The organism is Clostridium sp. CTA-1, from assembly GCF_054768215.1.
In genome coordinates this window covers 108,017-127,471 of record NZ_BAAAAP010000011.1, presented here as the reverse complement: position 1 = coordinate 127,471, position 19,455 = coordinate 108,017, and the positions used below count along the sequence as shown (strand labels likewise).

At 27.0% G+C, this 19,455-nt stretch carries 17 protein-coding genes; 13 read left to right on the top strand and 4 right to left on the bottom strand.

What is annotated here, in order from left to right:
* The 3 genes from ACYUEW_RS11235 to ACYUEW_RS11225 form a co-directional block, all read left to right on the top strand.
* Positions 1-403, top strand: a 403-nt coding sequence (locus ACYUEW_RS11235; RefSeq protein WP_460276779.1) for an FAD-dependent oxidoreductase, incomplete at its 5' end; no start/stop codon positions are given.
* A gap of 649 nt (positions 404-1,052) precedes the next feature.
* Entirely contained in the window at positions 1,053-1,727 is a 675-nt protein-coding gene (locus ACYUEW_RS11230; RefSeq protein WP_040108513.1) for a class D sortase, read from the top strand.
* A gap of 1,073 nt (positions 1,728-2,800) precedes the next feature.
* Complete coding sequence (locus tag ACYUEW_RS11225; RefSeq protein WP_163224147.1) at positions 2,801-4,531, top strand: SpaA isopeptide-forming pilin-related protein; 1,731 nt, start codon at positions 2,801-2,803, stop codon at positions 4,529-4,531.
* Positions 4,532-4,651: 120 nt separating this feature from the next.
* On the opposite strand, the gene ACYUEW_RS11220 is transcribed toward ACYUEW_RS11225, so the two are convergent.
* The gene (locus tag ACYUEW_RS11220) at positions 4,652-7,114 is read right to left on the bottom strand and encodes a GxGYxYP domain-containing protein (protein ID WP_460276778.1); all 2,463 of its coding nucleotides are present in this window, start codon (positions 7,112-7,114) and stop codon (positions 4,652-4,654) included.
* A 361-nt stretch (positions 7,115-7,475) separates the two neighbouring features.
* Between ACYUEW_RS11220 and ACYUEW_RS11215 the strand changes: the two genes are divergently transcribed.
* Genes ACYUEW_RS11215 through ACYUEW_RS11205 form a run of 3 tightly spaced genes read left to right on the top strand, consistent with a single transcriptional unit; the run spans position 7,476 to position 8,504 of the window.
* On the top strand, positions 7,476-7,841 hold the full coding sequence (locus ACYUEW_RS11215; protein ID WP_003485155.1) for a DUF2089 domain-containing protein: 366 nt from the start codon (positions 7,476-7,478) through the stop codon (positions 7,839-7,841).
* Positions 7,842-7,862: 21 nt separating this feature from the next.
* Entirely contained in the window at positions 7,863-8,243 is a 381-nt protein-coding gene (locus ACYUEW_RS11210) for a hypothetical protein (protein ID WP_003485157.1), read from the top strand.
* Between the two features lie 9 nt (positions 8,244-8,252).
* On the top strand, positions 8,253-8,504 hold the full coding sequence (locus tag ACYUEW_RS11205) for a hypothetical protein (protein WP_030035516.1): 252 nt from the start codon (positions 8,253-8,255) through the stop codon (positions 8,502-8,504).
* A gap of 208 nt (positions 8,505-8,712) precedes the next feature.
* On the opposite strand, the gene ACYUEW_RS11200 is transcribed toward ACYUEW_RS11205, so the two are convergent.
* Both ACYUEW_RS11200 and ACYUEW_RS11195 read right to left on the bottom strand, forming a co-directional pair.
* Entirely contained in the window at positions 8,713-9,366 is a 654-nt protein-coding gene (locus tag ACYUEW_RS11200; RefSeq protein ID WP_265231964.1) for a flavodoxin, read from the bottom strand.
* A gap of 147 nt (positions 9,367-9,513) precedes the next feature.
* Entirely contained in the window at positions 9,514-10,035 is a 522-nt protein-coding gene (locus tag ACYUEW_RS11195) for a flavodoxin family protein (protein ID WP_460276777.1), read from the bottom strand.
* Positions 10,036-10,178: 143 nt separating this feature from the next.
* Here ACYUEW_RS11195 and ACYUEW_RS11190 point away from each other — a divergent pair, with 143 nt between their 5' ends.
* Both ACYUEW_RS11190 and ACYUEW_RS11185 read left to right on the top strand, forming a co-directional pair.
* Positions 10,179-10,772: a TetR/AcrR family transcriptional regulator gene (locus tag ACYUEW_RS11190; protein WP_460276776.1), complete on the top strand. Its 594-nt coding sequence runs from the start codon at positions 10,179-10,181 to the stop codon at positions 10,770-10,772.
* Complete coding sequence (locus tag ACYUEW_RS11185) at positions 10,738-11,007, top strand: hypothetical protein (RefSeq protein ID WP_460276775.1); 270 nt, start codon at positions 10,738-10,740, stop codon at positions 11,005-11,007. Before ACYUEW_RS11190 ends, ACYUEW_RS11185 begins: the two co-directional genes overlap by 35 nt.
* Before the next feature lie 86 nt (positions 11,008-11,093).
* Here ACYUEW_RS11185 and ACYUEW_RS11180 read toward each other — a convergent pair whose 3' ends face one another.
* Complete coding sequence (locus ACYUEW_RS11180; RefSeq protein WP_460276774.1) at positions 11,094-12,479, bottom strand: L,D-transpeptidase family protein; 1,386 nt, start codon at positions 12,477-12,479, stop codon at positions 11,094-11,096.
* Positions 12,480-12,874: 395 nt separating this feature from the next.
* Between ACYUEW_RS11180 and ACYUEW_RS11175 the strand changes: the two genes are divergently transcribed.
* From ACYUEW_RS11175 to ACYUEW_RS11155, 5 genes are all read left to right on the top strand, one after another.
* Positions 12,875-13,768 carry a lysostaphin resistance A-like protein gene (locus ACYUEW_RS11175; protein WP_460276773.1) on the top strand — a complete coding sequence of 298 codons (894 nt, stop codon included), beginning with the start codon at positions 12,875-12,877 and terminating at the stop codon, positions 13,766-13,768.
* Positions 13,769-14,468: 700 nt separating this feature from the next.
* The gene (locus ACYUEW_RS11170) at positions 14,469-15,227 is read left to right on the top strand and encodes a DeoR/GlpR family DNA-binding transcription regulator (protein ID WP_003485172.1); all 759 of its coding nucleotides are present in this window, start codon (positions 14,469-14,471) and stop codon (positions 15,225-15,227) included.
* Between the two features lie 64 nt (positions 15,228-15,291).
* On the top strand, positions 15,292-16,629 hold the full coding sequence (locus ACYUEW_RS11165; protein ID WP_460276772.1) for a four-carbon acid sugar kinase family protein: 1,338 nt from the start codon (positions 15,292-15,294) through the stop codon (positions 16,627-16,629).
* 12 nt (positions 16,630-16,641) lie between these two features.
* A complete protein-coding gene (gene pdxA, locus ACYUEW_RS11160) occupies positions 16,642-17,646 on the top strand; it encodes a 4-hydroxythreonine-4-phosphate dehydrogenase PdxA (protein WP_012047748.1) in 1,005 nt (334 codons plus the stop codon).
* A 226-nt stretch (positions 17,647-17,872) separates the two neighbouring features.
* Entirely contained in the window at positions 17,873-19,261 is a 1,389-nt protein-coding gene (locus ACYUEW_RS11155; protein WP_460276771.1) for a GntP family permease, read from the top strand.
* The last annotated feature ends 194 nt before the right edge of the window (positions 19,262-19,455 follow it).

Genomic DNA, 19,455 nt, shown 5'->3' with positions numbered 1-19,455 from the left:
GGAAGAAGGAATAATATTTAACCTTTTAACAAATCCAGTAGAAATATTAGAGGATGAAAAGGGCTGGGTAAAAGGAATGAAATGTATAAAGATGGAACTAGGAGAACCAGATCAATCTGGAAGAAGAAGACCAGTAGAAATAAAAGGCTCAGAATATGTAATGGATGTGGATACAGTAATAATGTCTCTTGGAACTTCTCCAAACCCATTAATATCCTCTACTACAAAGGGATTAGAAACAAATAAAAGAAAATGTATAGTAGCAGAAGAAGAAACAGGATTAACTACAAGAGAAGGGGTATATGCAGGAGGAGATGCAGTAACAGGTGCTGCCACTGTAATACTTGCTATGGGAGCTGGAAAACAGGCCGCTAACGCTATAGATGACTATTTAAGTAAGTAATTTATTCAGCTTTCCCAGGACAAAAGCACTAGTTTTTCCTTGATGTAACAAGAGACCGAAGCAATAAAACTATCTATTATTGAGTCAATAATAGCTTTTCAAAGAAAAAGTTTTTCTACTAATATATTTTTTCAAATTTCTATAATAAGCTGAGATGAACTTCACAGAATTGAATATCTTGAAGTTCATCTCAGCATTGATCAATTCTAATATTTCTTTTCATATCAATCATTAAATAAATTAAATAAATTAAATAAATTAAATAAATTAAATAAACATTAAGTAGTTAACAAAGTCTATGAAGTGAAATTTGAATCAGATGGAGCTAACTCCACTTGATTCTTAGCTGAACGAATCTAGGGACGTAGTTGCGACTTTAGAGAAGATGGTAGTATTAGAGCGAGTAATCATATTCTCTAAGGCTTAGAGGCATTTCAGTGTATAAACTAATGTAAATTATAAATAAAATATATATTTTATTTATCTTTGTTTTTTGATATTATAAACCTTGTATTAAAAAAATTAATGATAAAGGTTAAAAGCTATAGCATTGTTGATACTGCAATTCAGCAGTTTTGAGTATTAACAAAGGTGTAAGGAAAATAAATTATTTAGTTTATAATAATTAAATTATAGGAAGGTGCTTTAAATGAATTTAGAGAATAAGAAAAGTCATAGGATTATTACTTTTTTAGTCATTATAATAATAATAGTTGGTTTATTATTTATTAGTTATCCTTTTATCCAAATATATTTGGATAAAAGAACAATATCTGAAAATTTAAATAAGTGGGATAAAGAAAGAGTCATAGTTTATAATGATAAATTAGAAAATAATAAAAGTAATAAATCACCAAATAATAAATTAAAAGATAATAAATCAGAAAATATTAAAGATAATCAAAAAAAATTTCCTGAAGTTAGGATTAAAGGTAAAAGTATAATAGGCAAGATTATTTTTCCTAAAACTGGTGATGAGATTCCTATATTAAAAGGGGCTACAGAAGAAAATTTAAAGGGTGGAGCTACCCTATATGATAATGGAATATATCCTGGGGATTATGGGACTTCAGTGATTTTAGGACATAGAGAAACAACTTTTGGTTTTTTAGAAAATATACATATTGGAGATAAAGTTAACATAGAAAGTTTAAATGAAATTTATGAATTTAAAGTAAAAAAAATATATATTACAAATCCAGAGGATAAGTCAATACTAGAACAAGAAAATAAATCAAGCATTACATTAGTTACATGTTATCCATTTAGATATATAGGATCTGCACCTGAAAGATTTATAGTAAARCTTGATTTAATTTCATAAAATAATAACTGAATTTTATAGGAAGAAAATAAAAATAAGTTGGTAATTAAAAATAAATTGTATATACTATATAAGATTTAAAGATGTTAAAATAGTRAAAAAAATGGTGCTTTTAGAATAGCATATATTAAAAAAAAGATTATCTTAAGGTAAAAAACAACAAAAAAATTGTAAAAAGTATAAAAAATTAATTATTAAAGGCTTAAAAATTTTTATAATAAATTAAGAAGTAAAAGAAAAAACTTGTTCTAAAATGATAGTAATAAAATTAAAGTATATGTAAAAAGAAACAAAAGTTTTAGATGTCTTTTAGAAGTTTTTAGCTATAGATTTTATTAAATTTAATGAATATATATAGCTGAAAATAAGAGGAAATTCTTCATACTAAATAAATGCAGCCATTGTACTAACTACATTTGATTGAATCTTCATATAAAAACTACACTTAAAAAGGTGTAGTTTTTTTATGTTCATAAAATTAATATTAAAATTTTAGTAGTATATATTTTAAAGTAAAGTTTTTTTAGTTTTTAATATGACTAAAAAAGTTAAATTCTAATTTTTATATCTATATCATTAAAAAAATATAAATGAATATATGAAATATATGCTTTGTTTTGGCACAAAAAGTCTGAAAAATCTAAATAATTACAAAAGTACATAAAATTTTGTAAATTACAATTGACAAAGTAGACACTTTTAAGGTATTATAATAAAAAAAGTTTTTTATGGGTAATCCTTCAAAAAAATATAAATTTTATTATGAAATCAATAAAATCGAAAAATTGGATATAGATATATAAATATGGTTTTAATTAATAAGAGCAATAACATTATTTTAAATATCAACTTTTATATAGATATTTGTTATTACTGTTTGTATTCTTGCTCAACTTATAAAAAGTATTACTGCGACATCTAGACAAGAAGTTTTAGTAGTTTTACACATTGATTCTATATTTTATTGCATAGATAACATTTAGAAATGAAAACGTTATACTGATGAATAAGATGCCAGAAATCAATGTTTATATAGCTTAACAGAACTATTATAATTGTAAGGAGATGACAACATGAACAAACTAATGAAATTTTTTGTAGTAATTTTTATGATCACTAATATTTTTTTTAATTCTTATTCAGTTAATGCAGAGACACCAGAAGGCCAAAAGAATTCAAGCATATTAGATAATTTAAACATTACGCACGAGGATGGCAGTGATAAGAACCAGTGGTATACATGGGAAAGAGTAAATTTAAATTATGAATGGTCACTTAAAGATCATAAAAAAGGAGACGTAGAAGAATTCGATTTACCTAAGGAATTTCAATTAGAAAATGGTTTGGATTTCAATATTAAGACAAATGAAGGTGTATTAATCCAAAAAGTTCATGCAGATAAAAATGGTCATGTTAAGGTTGAACTTGTGGATCCTACAAATTACATAGAAACGCATGAAAATATTCATGGTAATATGTATTTTACTACTAAATTTAACAAAGACATAATAAATGAACCAGGAAAGTATCCAATTAGTTTAGACAATAATATAAGTACTGAACCAATAGAAATTATTCCAGAGTATTTACCAAATAAAGATGAAAAAATTTATAAATGGGGAACTGTTAATAAAGATGATGGTATTATAAAATGGATTATAAGAGTAAATTATGCTCAAGCTAAAATAAATAATGCTATTATAAAGGAAGAATTAGGTGAAGGACAAAATTATATAAAAGGCAGTGTGAAGATTTCACAAGTTACATTTAATCACAATACAGGTAATTATGATGAATGTATAGATGTTACAGATAAATTTAATATGAATGAAAATAATACAGGATTTAATATAGATTTAGGTAATATAAATAAAGGATATATTATTAAATTTAATTCAAAAATAACAAATTCTAATCAAATAATATTTCCTAATACTGTAAGATTATATGGAGATAATATTGAAGAGAAGTTTACAAAAGTGGAGGCAAAATCATCAGAAGGTGGAGGAAAAGCTGCAGGGATTAATGATCCTTCTGTAATATTAACTAAAGTAGATAGTGATACTAAAGAAGTATTAAAAGATGCGGAATTTAGCCTTCAAAATAAAATGGGTATAGACATAAAAATAGGTCTAAAGACAGATGAGAATGGACAAATTCATGTAAAAGGGTTAGTGTCAGGGGAGTACCAGTTTGTGGAAACAAAAGCTCCTAATGGATATAAATTAGATAAAACACCAATAAAGTTTACTATAAAAGATGGACAAATTGGAGATATTAGAGTAAATAAGGAGAATACAGCAATACCCGGAAATGTAATATTAACCAAAATAGATAGTAGTGGTAAAAAGGTATTAGAAGGGGCAGAATTTAGTCTTCAAAGCAAGAGCGGAAAAGATATAAAAATAGGATTGAAGACAGATAAGAATGGACAAATTTATGTAAAAGATTTAGTGCCAGGGGAATACCAGTTTGTGGAAACAAAAGCCCCTAATGGATATAAATTAGATAAGAATCCTGTAAAATTCACTGTAAAAGTTGGACAAACTAATACTTTAAATCTAATAAAATACAATGAAGCTTTAGGGAAAATACAAAAAAAACTATTAGATTCTGGCGATAATAAACCAATGCAACCAAACAATAAGTTAATCCAAGAAAAGAGTAAAATAATGCAATCAAATAATAAATTACCACGTACTGGATATAGCTTTAACTTTATTATGCTAGGAATAGGTTTTATATTAATAAGTATAGCATCAATATTTTTAATAAGAAGACAAAAGCAATTAAGAAGTAAATAATGAGATTAAACTGCTAAAATATTTGATTAATTTAACATAAATATTTCTATAGTTAACCCACTAGATTATAAATATATTTAGTGGGTTATTTGAGTATATATAAAATATGAAAATTTTTAATTAATGATTTACATTTTTGTTTATCAATTCCATAAATGTTTCGGGGGTTACTATTTCTACTTTAGGATTTTTTCTTAGCTTATTAACAGCATTTTCAATATTATTTAAGCTTTTGCTCCAAGCATGAACATATACAAAGGTGTAGCTATTAGGATCACGAATATCTACCTCACCAGAACTAACTCTTTCATTAATATTTTTAACCAATTCATCTTCGCTTTCTAGGTTACTCCAAAGCAGATCTCTACAAGATACTATAGGCTTATTATTAGACCAAATAATTTTTCCATGATAGTTGTCGTGTTTATGGTAATCAAGATAAAACAATCCCTGTATGTTAGGCTTAACAGTAAATTTATCCCAAAGCTTATTATTATAAAAAGAAGAGTCATCTATAATTGCTACATATTTTTCATCTACTTTTTTCATATAATCATCTAGTGTATTAATATATGTACCTAGAGCATTCTTATCATATTTGCTGGGATACATATATCCATTGCCTGAAGGTGATACTATAAAATAATCATTAGTAAATCCATGAGAGGCACTTTTATAATATAAGCTGAAAACAGTTGGAGCTAAATAATACAAAGATGGACTTAGAGACCAACCAAGATTAAAGTTACCTCTATAAGGGGAACCATACCACTTAGGAGACCCATAATTAGTTCCAAGATTCCATTGTTGATTATCTCCATCTGACATAATAAATGTTACATAATGGACATCTTTTTTATTAGTTATATTTGATGAGGATTTTTGGGTCATAGGGGATGAAGGAAAGGCACTTAACACAGTTAAATTATAAGACCAATCAGCAGCCACCATACTTACACCATGTTTTGATGAAGTGCTTACATTTATAAATTCATCCGGTCCCCATCCTAAACAAATAGAATTGGCATTCATAGAGGAAAATACTTTATCTCTGAGAGATGTATCATCTATGCTATCTTCATAAAATATTAGAGCCTTAGTCATTATGGCGTAGTCTCTTAAAGATGTTTCCTTTTCAGGAGATAATTGAATTACTATTGAATGATTTAATCCAGAATTCCATAACTTATTGTAAGCCCAATTTTTGTCCGTATTTCTACAATCTCCACTAATATTTGTTATACTATGGGCTCGTACTTTATTTTCGATGCTTTCATCAACTGCAATGGAATTATTTAATGAAGCAAGAGAACAAGCATTGTTTATAGAAGGATCTTTTGATGATTTATTGCTATAAAGAACATATCCATGAACATAATTTTTATATATATTCAATAATTCCCATGGATTTGAAATATTTTTGTATGATACACCATAATTATTTTTTAAATCATCTAGCCATATTTGATAATCTGGTTGTGAAGAATTAAGAGTGTATATTTGATGAGAGCAATGATTATTAACTATCCCTTGAAGAGTAGCTATCATTGTTCTTTCACTAGGAGTCATTATATTTTGAGAGATAACATATAAGTGAGTTGGGGTTTTAGAATTTTTTATATAGTTAGAGGAGCTTTTATTTGAAGAAGCAATAGATAAGGAACTATTGCTTCTAGTATTAAGACTTTTTTTCCAATCACTCCACTTGATTTTAAAATCGTTACCATTTTCTTTGGAGTATTTATAGAAACTTTGTAAAAAAGTAGACCTTTTATCATTGTAGAAAGATTTCATTTGGTTTTCATCAAAACCTGCTAATAAGAGTTGTCTTTTTATAATATCATCAGCAGATACTTCTTTTGCATTTTTCATCATATCGTACATAATCATAAAAGTAGTAGTTCTTCCTATGCCCTGTTTACAGTGGAAATGATACCATGTGTCTTTAGGGTTAGATTTAATTACATCAACAAAGTAATCAACCATATCATCTGTAGGTAACTTTGTATCAGTAACAGGTATACGAACATATGATAATGAGTTATGCTTAACAAGCTGTTCTTCATTTTCAACTTTTGTTGGAATTATAGTTTTATTGGGGTCATTGTAAAAACTAATAGGAGAATTTAATTTAATACTTTTTAATTTATTATTTTCATCTTCCAAAACTTCAGCTTTTGTTAATCCTATATTAGCATCATTTTTTTTATTAGCCCAACTAACAGGTAATCCATTAATAAATCCATGAGATTCCTGTCTTAAATCAACAACTGTTATAGGCAATGAAGTTTTTATATTACTTATTATAAGTGGAAGATTTTGTTCGGAAAATTGCTTACTACCAGAAATATTTAATGTGTTTAATCCACTAAGATTTATATTTTTATTCTTCTCTACATTTGATATATCAGAGGATTTACGAAATTTCTTTGGAATTTCATTGTTATTTCGTGAATCTAAAACTAAATTTATGGTGTTATTATCATCTATAGCTGAAGTAGGTTTATTTGTTATTGAAAAAAAGCAAAGTACACCTACTAATACTAATAGAATAGATATATTTAATTTAAAAATTTTTTTCAATTATTATCACCTCTTCTATATTAATTTTAAGTAAATTGTATCTTTAATTATCAATTACTTAATATAAATATAGAATGTGTTATTTAAATAACTTGTATACAGGTGATTAATGGATTTATAAAAAACAAATAAGTATCTGTTTTAGCAATTTAAAATGATATTAATATCTACATAATAACATGAATATGAAAATTTTAATTTGAATGTAGAAAATATGCATGATATTAAACAATATATTAATAAAATTAATTGGTATATTAATTATAATTAATTTTTTAAATGTTAATATTAATTTTATTAATATAATCTGTTGACTAATTTAATATAAAGGGGTATTATATTAAATAGCAGGAGGGATAGAATGATATATAAGGCAATAACAACTTGCCCAGTATGCGGTAAAAAACTAAAAATAACACGGATTAAATGTTCTTCATGTAATACTGTTATAGAAAATGATTTTAAATTTTCTAAATTTGATTATTTAACTAAAGAACAGCTAAAATTTATAGAAGTATTTATTATGTGTAGAGGCAGTATTAAGGATGTGGAAAAACAACTTGGAATTTCATATCCTACAGTTAGGGCAAAACTAGATGAAGTAATTAATGCATTAGGATATAAAGAATTAATTAAGGAGAAAAAAGAAGAAAAAGATGCTATTGGGGCATTAGAAAGAGGAGAAATTTCTGTTGATGAGGCTATAAAAATATTAAAGGAAGATTAATGAAATAGTGGAGGGATACTTATGAGAGAGGATTTAATAAAAGTTTTAAAAATGTTATCTGAGGGAAAAATAAATATAGAAAAGTGTGCAGATCTTGTAGAGGCTATATATAAAAACAAGGAAACAAATATAACTAATGTAAATAACTATAATGAAAAAATGTTTAAGATATATGTGGATTCTTCAGAGGGAGATAATGTTAAAATTAATATTCCTGTAGTTGTATTGAATTCCATTTTAAAAATCACAGGGAAATTGCCTATAAAAAATGCAGATTTAGAGGGTGTAGATTTAGAAATGTTAGCAGAAACAATAAGTAAAGCAATAGAAAGTGAAATACTAGGAGAAATCGTATCAGTTAATTCAAGCAAGGGTGATATTGTAAGAATAGTTATTGAATAGGTGATAAAAATGAAAATAATAGTAAAACATAAACATACAAGATTGTATGTTCCAGTCCCCATTTCGATTTTGCCGTATGTATTAAAATTTTTAAAAGCTATGTGTAGAAAATCAAGTAATAATAGTGAAAGTATTAAATATATAAAATACTTAGATGTAGATTCAATTATGTGTATAATAAAAGAACTAAAGAAACATAAGGGGCTTAAACTAGTAGAAGTTAGAAATGAAGATGGTACATATGTGTTAATTAAAGTTTGAGTTTTTAGTGATTTTAAAGTAATTATAGTTTCAATCATAAGGGTGTAAATATTAAGAGAATATAAATTTCTAGGTAGGCATTAAAGGCTAACATCAGTTTTTAATGCCTACCTAAAAATTATATTTGAGTTTTATATTATGAAATATTTGATAACAAAGTTAAATTATTAATCATATAATGCTCCATAAAAATTTAATAATATTATATTTAATAAATTCTTTTATATAGATCCTTTGGTTTTAAGTTATTCTTTTTAGCTGTTGCTCTCCAAGACATATTACCAGCTAATTTAAATATAAATTTAGGCATTTTAGCATTAACAAGGATAGCTTCTGAGCAAGTAGGATTACTAGAACTGTTTTCAATATCTTTCTTTAAATCTAAAAAGGCATTATATACGGGCATTTTCATTTTACAGTTTAGAGGCATATTTTTTGAACTAGCCATAAACTCACCACCCCCTATGCCTACACCAAATCGCCAGTTTAACCCTATTCTTTTACAGTAATTTTTTAGTATGTCAATGGCTAATATATTTTGAGTTCCTTCTAAAAAACCACAATTAATTAGGCAGTACATATCCATATTTAGATTTTTTTTATATTTAATAAAGTCTTCAAAATAAATCATAAAATCAAGCATGGTACTTGGTAAACAATCTGCATACAAGGGAGAAACAAAAATAATTTTATTAAAGGATATAACATCCTGAAGTGAATTCTTGTCTTCCATAAGTTCACTTATATAATATTCTTTTGTTTTAATATTATTATTAAGTAATTGGACTAGTTCATTAATAAGGTAGTTAGAAGTACCGTTTTCTTTTCTTGGACTACCATTTATTATACATAAACTATTCATAAAAATTTACCTCCTTTATTTCATGGCTATCTGCTCTAATATTCTTAACTTTTATGAGTGGTAGATAAGAGCAATTATGTCCTTAGATATGTTATCCTAAGTTTTACATTAAGTAAGATATTTATTGTAAATAAACTCAATCTAAAACTAAGAATTACGTGATAAATTATCTAAAATTTCTTTTATTTTAGATATATCATTAACTATGAAAGTTTTGTAATCCTTAAAATTTAAGTTTAAAGAATTGGCTTTAATTAAAGCTTTAAATGTAGTTTCTTCATTAGATGAGATATCTTCTCCATAACCTATAACTACAAGCTTAGGGGATTGATTATATCTGTAAATATGATGAATCTCTCCATTAATTTTCTGAAAAAAGGGTAGTAGAATCCCTATAGAGCGATCTATAACATTTTTTATATAAGGAGAGTAGCAACCATGATATATTTTTGTAATTATAATAAGTACATTACTGTGTAAAATATATTTAGGCATTTCTGTATAGGAATCATTTATAATGCATTTCCCAGGGGTCTTTGTCCAGCAATTAAAACAGCCACAACAGGGATGTATATTATTTATTTCTTTTGATAATATTTTAGTCTTAGGTGGTAATAAGGATAATATATCACTTGAATTTTCTTTAGTTAGGTCATGAATTAATAACATAAAAAGTACTCCTTTCATATTTAAGTAGGGATATGTTGACAGTGTAAACTTTAATTTATTATATCTCTGAAAGTTTACACTGTCAACATAAGATGATACAATATATCATAATATATTTATATTTTTAGAAAAGAGGTTATTATATGGCAAGTGATACATATCATCATGGAGATTTAAAAGAAAGTTTAATAATAGAGGGTCTAAAGTTATTCAATGAAGAGGGTGCAGATAAGTTTTCACTTAGAAAAGTAGCAGCTTTATGTAATGTAAGTCATTCAGCTCCATACAAACATTTTAAAAATAAGGAAGAATTAATTAATGCCATATCTCAGTATGTATTTGGTGAATTTGAAAAGTCTTTAAGGGAAATAGCAGAAATGTATAAGGATGATCCATATAAAAAAATTATGGAGCTTGGGAAAAAATATGTTTGGTTTATGGTTGAAAATCCTGATTATTTAAGATTTTTATTTTTAAATAATTATAAATACGAGATTATAGTTGATGAAAATAAACTTGAAACTAAAATTTCAGGAGCCTTTGGATTATTTAAAAACTCTGCTATTGAATACTTAAAAAGTATAAATGTAAAAAGAGAAGAATATGCACAGGATGTAATAGCTATGTGGTCAATGGTACATGGAATTGCGGTAATGTTAGCAAATAGAACATTTATCTATAATGGAGATTACTTAGAACTCGTTGAAAATATCATATATAAAAATCTTAAGTTTTAGATTTGAATTACTAAAAATATTTAAGAGGGTATCAAAAACCAATAATGCTTTAAATAATAATAAACCTTTAAAACATCTTAAAGGCAAAGAGTATCCAATTTATGTTGAAGGAAAGTTAGTAAGGGAAACCATTGATAAAAGTGGCGATATTATACAGGCAGGAGAAAGATTTAGGGCTATGACAGATAATGTTGAAAATGAAGAGGGACTATCTCAAAATTTATTTTTGGGATAGTCCCTTTAAAAAGTTACCGAAATTTTTATCTCATACTATATTTGTATATATAGAAACTAAATAAATTGTAAAAACAATTTGTCTTATTAATTATGGCAAATAACTGGAGTTCCTGCTTCTATAGATTCAAATATAGTTTGTGCTAAAGCGTGAGAACAATTTACACAGCCATGAGAACCACCATTTTTATAAATAGTTCCTCCAAAATCCTTTCTCCAAGAAGCATCATGCATACCAATACCACCATTGAAAGGCATCCAAAAATCAACAGGAGCAGCATATCCTTCTCCTCTTAATACAGCATTTCTTTCCTTATAATCTAGCTTATAAACGCCTTCAGGGGTTGCATAATTTGCGCTTACATTACCAGTAACGATATTTCCATCAATAACAACATTTCCATTTTTAAAAAACCATAAATGTTGTTTTGTTAGATCGATTTCTACATAAGTGTTTCCTATGTCATCAGCACCAGTATAAGGTGTAGTTTGAGCATAACTAGGTTTTTTATTTATAGTTTTTCCTTCTTTTATAGCTTGTACTAAATTTTCAGTCTCTTTAGGCCTATCAATAGCCCAACCATAACTTCCTCCACTTACTTTTACATGTTCTCCTGTTGCTGTGACAAAATCTCTGGTTTTTCCTGTTGTATTGTAGGTATAGGCTAAATTATCCATATAAGCCCTTACCTTTTCTTTATCTATATAAGCATTAAATTTTTCATCTGTTTTAAGCCAATTATTTATTGTAGAAGCATTTACTACTTCCTTATTTCCTCTTATATCATAAGTTATTACTGATTGTAAATATTTGTTCATAGTTTTTTTTGCTTCAATAACTTCTTTTGACTTTGAAGTATATTTTGGATTTTCGTAACAATTGCTTTTTTCTAAATCTATAAGTTTTTTATCTTTAATTATTGCGTTTTTTATTTCTTTATACAGTGTATCTTCATTAACTTTATTACCCATAACTTCTGGTACAATTTCATAATCTTTACCTGTATATTTTAAACTAGCATTTTTAGGATTAGTTATTTTATCTTTATCTAAAAAAACCATTTTATTAATATGTTGTTTTAATAAATTTTCATCATAAGAAATAGTTCTAGGTATTTCGTGTTCTTTTTTCGTAAAAATACCTTTGAACAAATTGAAAGGATTTTCAGCATCTTTTAACTTTTTAATTTCGGTATTAGTATTATATTTCAGATTAAAGTCCTTTGCTGAAACCCTTTCTTTAGCTCCATCTCTACCTTCTAATTGTAGTGTATAATTTTTTACCTCACTTTCCATTTCCTTATTAACTTCTTCTACAGTTTTACATGAAGCTTTAATGCCATTGATAGTTGTTCTAAAATAAAAATGATTTTTAAAGTATAATACCATACATACATAGATTATAAGTATGCTTAATAACCCTATAATACTAGGTCTAATATGATTTTTACTTTTAGTTCTTCCTTTACTCATTAAAAAGATGCCTCCTAAACTTTAGTTACCATATATAATATATAACATTTTCGACTGGTTTTTCAATTCATTTATACAAATTTTATATATTTTTTATATATTTTTCTGGAATAATCTCCAATTGGAATAAAAAACCCATAAATACAATTTATTTTTATTAAAGGAGAAAAGAGTTTTTATAAAATAGTTATATCGAAAATTAATTATAATAAAAGAACATAAATGGCTATTAATCCTTTTACAGGTTATTTTAATATTTTAATTTTATAAAATTGGAATTATTTTTTTAGCATAAACATAATAGTTAGTATAATTATGGATTTTATGATATAATAATCCAGATATTTTGTTAAAATTTATTTATTTAATTAAGCATAATGTTGGGGAGGCAATTTATGATTTTAAAAGAAACAGAATTAGTTAGACAAGCTAAAGAATCTAAGCAATTATATAATATAATTGTGGCCTATTTGTTAGTATTTTTATTTATGGTTATAGGACAAATAATAGGAGGAATTGTATTTCTTATAATAAAAACAATATTAAAGATTCCAAATAATACACCAATTAATTTTTCCATTTATCTAATAACAGAGTTTTTATTTTCTACTTTAATTGTATTTATTTGGGTGAAAAAACGAGAAAAACGCAGTATTGCTGGCCTAGGATTTTGTAGAGAAGGATTTTTGGGAAAATACATTTCGGGTTTTATTGTAGGTGTTATATTATTTTCATCAGTAGTTATAGTTCTTATAGGTACAGGTCATATAAATTTAGTAAATGGATTAAATTTAAATAATATATTACCATTAATAATAGTTTTACCAGGATGGATGATTCAAAGTGCAACGGAAGAGGTATTAGTAAGAGGATGGCTTATGAATGTGTTAGGTGCAAAATATAATATTACTATAGGGTTAATATTTTCATCATTACTATTTGCTCTCTTACATTTTTTTAATCCTAATGTAAGTTTAGTTGCAATTTTAAATTTATTTATAACAGGAATAGTTTTCGGATTGTATGTTATAAAAACAAAGAATTTGTGGGGAGCCTGCGGACTTCATGCAGCTTGGAATTTTTTTCAGGGAAATATTTTTGGATTTGAAGTAAGTGGTATAAAAACAGATATTGGGAGTTTAATGAAATTGAAATTAGTTGGTTCAGATTTATTTACGGGAGGCTCCTTTGGGCCAGAAGCTGGAATTGCATGTACTATAGTTTTATTTGTAGCTATAATAATATTATTATATAAAATTAAAAATTCATATGAAAAAATCCATTTATAAAAGCAAAGGTAAATTATTAGTTTGTTTAATATAAAGAAGTAGACAATATATTAAAAAATAATAAATGAGATTATAAAGAGCATTCAGCTTATAACGGCTGGGTGCTTTTATATATGTAGAAAGAGATTTTTAATATAAAATAGTCTTTAATTTTAAGGAAAGCCATTTTGAGACTTTCCTTAATACATAAATAAATATTTAAAAAAATTGCGTCTTAACTCTATTCAACAATATAAGAAATTAGTCTTTCAATCTCAACTTCATAAACTTTGTTCCTTCAATTGGATTATATACATATGGTTCAATATCATAAAATCCTAATGCTTTATACAAGGCTTGAGCGCTTTTCATCGTTGGAAGAGTATCAAGTTTAATAAATGTTTTGAAAAACATTTATTAATTTTTGTGCTTAATATACAAAATAGTAATGTCACAAGTAAGTGTGTTAGTTTTTGTTAGATATATAAGTTGAGAATTATTTTCTCAGATATATCTAAATTATATTTGTTATAAAAATATCAATTTATGTTGAAATATAAAGGTTTATAAAATATATTGACAAATTATAAAATACAGTATAATATTTAATTAACATAAACGAACAAATAAAACGAAAAGAAAAACACAGATTAAGTTTCATAAGTAAATTAGATTAATATAGATTAATTTGTTTTTTATACTGAAAATAAGAGGTGATAGGATGCTTCCAGTAGAGAGAGAACAATACATAATTGAAAAGTTAGAAGATTTAGGAACTGTGAAAGTTGAAGATATTGCTAATGAACTAGATGTAAGTTTAATGACTATAAGAAGAGATTTTGATAGATTACAGGATAAGGGTATTTTATATAGGAGTCATGGAGGAGCTGTAAAACGTTCTACTTATTTATCAGAACAAGCCTATGATTTAAAGAAGATAAGCAATATATACGTAAAAGAAAAAATAGCAGAAAAAGCTTTGAGCATAATTAAAGAAGGAGATAGTATATTTTTAGATGCAGGTACTACAACCTTTGAGTTGGCTAAAGTGCTTAACAAAGTAAAAGATATAACAGTTATAACAAACGATCTTAAAATAGCTTTAGAATTGTATCAAAACAATGTGAAAGCTTATATAGTGGGGGGGAAAATACAAGAAGAAACAGGATGTATAATAGGCCCTACTGCAGATGAATTTATATCTAATATAAAAGTTAATGTAGCTTTTTTAGGAACCTCTGGAATAGATTCTGATTTTAGATTATCTACTCCTACCTTTGAAAAGGCAAACTTAAAGAAGCGTATAGTAAAATCAGCATCTTATTCTGTTCTTTTAACAGATAGTAGTAAGTTTAATAAGGAATCCTTTGTAAATATATTTTCTATAGAATCAGTAAATTGCATTATTACAGATAAAAAATTTGATAAAGATGAAGATAAATATTTAGAATCATTAAATGTAAAAATAATCAATGTATAAATAGGAATTTTATTCAATGAATCCTATGAAGTTTAGTAAATGATTGGTTCGAGGGGGACATTAAATGTTAAATTATGTTATTATAGCTGACGATTTGACGGGAGCTAATGCTACAGGAGTTTTAATTAAAAAATTAGGCTTAAAACCTGTAACACTGATGAATTCTTTAAGAAAAGATGATTTAGAAAAATCCTACGATACAGTTCTTTATTCAACAGATAGTAGAGGGGTGGAAAAAGAAGATGCCTATGAAAGAGTTTATCAAGCTACAGAATTTTTCTTTAGCCCAAATGTAAAAGTTTACGGAAAAAGAATAGATAGTACTTTAAGGGGAAACATTGGATCAGAGATAGATGGAATGTTAGACGCCCTTCCAAAAGGTACTATAGCTGCGGTAGCACCGTCTTTCCCAGAGGCTAACAGACAAGCTGTAGGAGGATATCTTTTAGTAAATGGTAAGGCTTTGGAGGATTCAGATGCAGCAAAGGATGGTAAAAAGCCTATAAACTCTTCCATAATTGAAAAATTAGTAAAAGAACAAAGTAAATATGAAGCCGCATCTATATATATTGAAGATATTAAAAAAGGATGTGAAAATTTACAAAACAAAATATTAAAGTTCTATGATGAGGGTAAAAAATTAATAATATTTGATGCTTTAGATAACAATGATTTAGAAATTATATCAAAAGCATTAATAAATACAAATATTAAGTTTATATCTGTAGATCCAGGGCCTTTTACTGCAGAGGTAATAAAGCAACATATTGTTTTAGATAAGAAGAATAAAAAGAAGCAGGAAATTAAAAAAGATAGAGAGATTAATAATAAGGTTCTTATGGCTATAGGAAGTATAACAGATACTACTAGAGCACAGCTAGAAAGAATTTCAAAGGATAGAGACATATTTAAGGTAGATATAAATTCTAGAGCTATATTAGGTGATATAAATACAAAACACAAAGAAATAGACAGAGTAATAAATAAGGTTATAGAAAATAAAGATTTATATGATGTATTTTGTGTAGTACTAGATTCTTTATATGAAGAAGTAAGGATTAATTTAGATGAGGAAGCAAAAAAACAAAATACTACAAAAGAATTTTTATCTCAAATAATGAATACTTCAGTAGCGGAAATAAGTTATAGAATAATGAAAGAAATAAAATCTATAAAGGGTATATTTAGCAGTGGAGGAGATATAAGTGTTAGTATTTGTAGAAAATTTAATTCAGCAGGACTAGAACTTTTAGATGAAGTAATGCCTTTAGCCGCTTATGGCAAGTTTATAGAGGGAGAATTCCCAGACATGAAAATTGTAAGCAAAGGGGGAATGGTAGGAAAAGAAGATGGAATGGAGTTATGTGTAGATTATTTATTTAAAAATATTAATTGTGACTAGGGAGGACTAAATATGATTAATAATAAACCAATAATAGGAATACCTATAGGGGATCCAGCCGGTGTAGGACCAGAAATAGTAGTAAAATCATTAACTGAAGCAGAAGTTTATGAAAAATGTAATCCTATATTAATAGGAGATGCAAAGGTAATTAAACAAGCTATGGGATTCTGCAATGTTAATTTAAATATAAATTCAATTAAAAAAGCAGATGAGGGTAAGTTTACTTTAGGAACTATAGATTTGATAGATTTAAATAATATAGATATTGATGAATTAAAAATAGGTAAGGTTCAAGGTATAGCAGGAAAAGCAGCCTTTGAATATATAAAAAAATCTGTAGAAATGGCTAAAGAGGGAGAGCTAGATGCTATAGCTACAACTCCAATAAATAAAGAGTCCTTAAGAGAAGGTAATGTAAATTATATCGGTCATACTGAGATTTTAGCAGATTTAACAGATACAGAAGATCCTCTTACTATGTTTGAAGTTAGAGGAATGAGAGTATTCTTCTTAACAAGACATGTTTCTTTAAGAAAAGCTTGTGACTTAGTAACTAAAGAAAGAGTATTAGATTATATAATAAGATGCTCCGAGGCTTTAGAAAAACTAGGAGTAAAGGATGGGAAGATGGCTGTTGCAGGGTTAAATCCTCACAGTGGAGAACATGGCTTATTTGGGGATGAAGAAATGAAAGCTGTTGTTCCAGCTATAGAAGAAGCTCAAAAAATGGGATATAAAGTAGAAGGTCCTATAGGAGCAGATTCAGTATTCCATCTAGCTCTTAAGGGAAGATATAATTCAGTATTATCTTTGTATCATGATCAAGGGCATATAGCAACAAAAACATTAGATTTTGAAAGAACTATTGCTGTAACAAATGGAATGCCAATACTTAGAACTTCAGTAGATCATGGAACTGCCTTTGATATAGCAGGTACTGGACAAGCTAGCTCTGTAAGTATGGTAGAAGCTATAATTTTAGCGGCTAAATATTCACCTAAATTTAAAAAATAAATTTTATTAATAATTATGATAATTTCTGGGGATTCTTATCTTCACTAAATGAAAGATGAAGATAAGAATCAGCTAGGATAATAGATAAGCTGAAATTTTAGTTTTAACTTCATAGGGGAAATTTATATTACATAAATTTATTACATAGATAAAGTATACATAAAATTTTTTACTAGTTTTTTTTAATACAAATGAATACCTTTACAAAACAAAAGGAGGAAGAATAATGGGAAACACAGTAGCAGGAAATCAAATGATATTAGGACTCGTAGTTGGAATCAGCATACTCGTATTTTTAATATTAAAAACTAAAATTCATACATTTTTAGCACTAATTATTGCAGCAGCTACTACTGGACTTGTAGGAGGAATGCCACCTAATAAAATAATTGATTCAATATCTAAGGGTTTTGGGGGGACATTAGGAAGCATTGGTATAATCATAGGTTTTGGGGTAATGATGGGCCAGATTTTTGAAGTATCTGGTGCAGCGGAGAGAATGGCTAGAACTTTTATAAAGTTCTTAGGTAAAAAAAGAGAAGAATTAGCATTAGCAATAACAGGGTTTATAGTGTCTATACCTATATTTTGTGATTCAGGATTTATAATTTTAGCACCACTTGCAAAAGCAATTTCCAAGAAAACTAAAAAATCAGTAGTTTCTCTAGGAGTAGCTTTAGGATTAGGACTTGTAATTACACATAGTTTGGTACCACCAACACCTGGCCCAGTAGGAGTTGCAGGGATATTTGGAGTAAGTGTAGGAAACTTTATTTTATGGGGAATTCCTTTAGCTATACCTATGGTGATAGCCGGAATGATTTATGGAAAGTATATAGGAAAAAAAATATATCAAATTCCAGGGGATAAAGAAGATGAGTGGATTAGAACAGAATATCAAGAGCCAGTATATGATTTTGAGGATGAAAAGGATAATAAAGAATTACCATCTACCTTTATGGCTTTTGCACCAATAATAACACCTATAATATTTATACTTATAAATACTATATTAGATGTTTTAATTAAACAAAAATCAATAACTCCTAGTGGATTTACTAATATGGTTCAATTTTTAGGTTCTCCAATAATTGCAGTAGGAATTGGTCTTGTAATTGCTATATATGGACTAGCAGGTAAGCTAAGCAAAGAAGATGTTATAAATGAAATGGAAAAAGGAATAAAATCTGCTGGTATAATAATATTAGTTACCGGTGGCGGTGGAGCTTTAGGTATGGTACTTCGTGATAGTGGTACAGGAGATTATATAGCAAAATCAATTGCAGGTTCTCATATGCCAGTTGTATTAATACCTTTTATAATAGCCTCTTTAGTAAGACTTATCCAAGGAAGTGGAACAGTTGCCATGATAACTGCAGCTTCTATAACTGCACCAATTGTTGCAGCATCAAATGTTAATCCAATATTAGCAGCACTTGGAGCATGTATGGGATCACTTTTATTCTCATATTTCAATGATAGTTATTTCTGGGTAGTTAACCGTTCTCTTGGAATAAAAGACGCAAAAGAACAAATAAAAGTATGGTCAGTTACTACTACTATAGCTTGGGCAGTAGGTTTAATAGAACTAATTATATTAAGTTTTATACTATAAAATGTAAATGAATTAAGCTGAAGTTTTTACTTCAGCTTAATTTTTATTTAATAGGCATTATAAAAAATGCTCTTATTTTTTTATATTTGCGATGTGAAAGTTAAATCTATTTTATTTCCACATTTACATAATAAGTACTAATCTAATAATTGTATAAATTAGTAAAAATCTAATAATAGTACAATGGTACTACT

Coding starts and splice junctions, on each gene's coding strand:
- ACYUEW_RS11225 (WP_163224147.1), top strand. CDS start 2,801: ATGAACAAACTAATGAAATTTTTTGTAGTAATTTTTATGATCACTAAT.
- ACYUEW_RS11215 (WP_003485155.1), top strand. CDS start 7,476: ATGATATATAAGGCAATAACAACTTGCCCAGTATGCGGTAAAAAACTA.
- ACYUEW_RS11210 (WP_003485157.1), top strand. CDS start 7,863: ATGAGAGAGGATTTAATAAAAGTTTTAAAAATGTTATCTGAGGGAAAA.
- ACYUEW_RS11205 (WP_030035516.1), top strand. CDS start 8,253: ATGAAAATAATAGTAAAACATAAACATACAAGATTGTATGTTCCAGTC.
- ACYUEW_RS11200 (WP_265231964.1), bottom strand. CDS start 9,366: ATGAATAGTTTATGTATAATAAATGGTAGTCCAAGAAAAGAAAACGGT.
- ACYUEW_RS11195 (WP_460276777.1), bottom strand. CDS start 10,035: ATGTTATTAATTCATGACCTAACTAAAGAAAATTCAAGTGATATATTA.
- ACYUEW_RS11190 (WP_460276776.1), top strand. CDS start 10,179: ATGGCAAGTGATACATATCATCATGGAGATTTAAAAGAAAGTTTAATA.
- ACYUEW_RS11180 (WP_460276774.1), bottom strand. CDS start 12,479: ATGAGTAAAGGAAGAACTAAAAGTAAAAATCATATTAGACCTAGTATT.
- ACYUEW_RS11175 (WP_460276773.1), top strand. CDS start 12,875: ATGATTTTAAAAGAAACAGAATTAGTTAGACAAGCTAAAGAATCTAAG.
- ACYUEW_RS11170 (WP_003485172.1), top strand. CDS start 14,469: ATGCTTCCAGTAGAGAGAGAACAATACATAATTGAAAAGTTAGAAGAT.
- ACYUEW_RS11165 (WP_460276772.1), top strand. CDS start 15,292: ATGTTAAATTATGTTATTATAGCTGACGATTTGACGGGAGCTAATGCT.
- pdxA (WP_012047748.1), top strand. CDS start 16,642: ATGATTAATAATAAACCAATAATAGGAATACCTATAGGGGATCCAGCC.
- ACYUEW_RS11155 (WP_460276771.1), top strand. CDS start 17,873: ATGGGAAACACAGTAGCAGGAAATCAAATGATATTAGGACTCGTAGTT.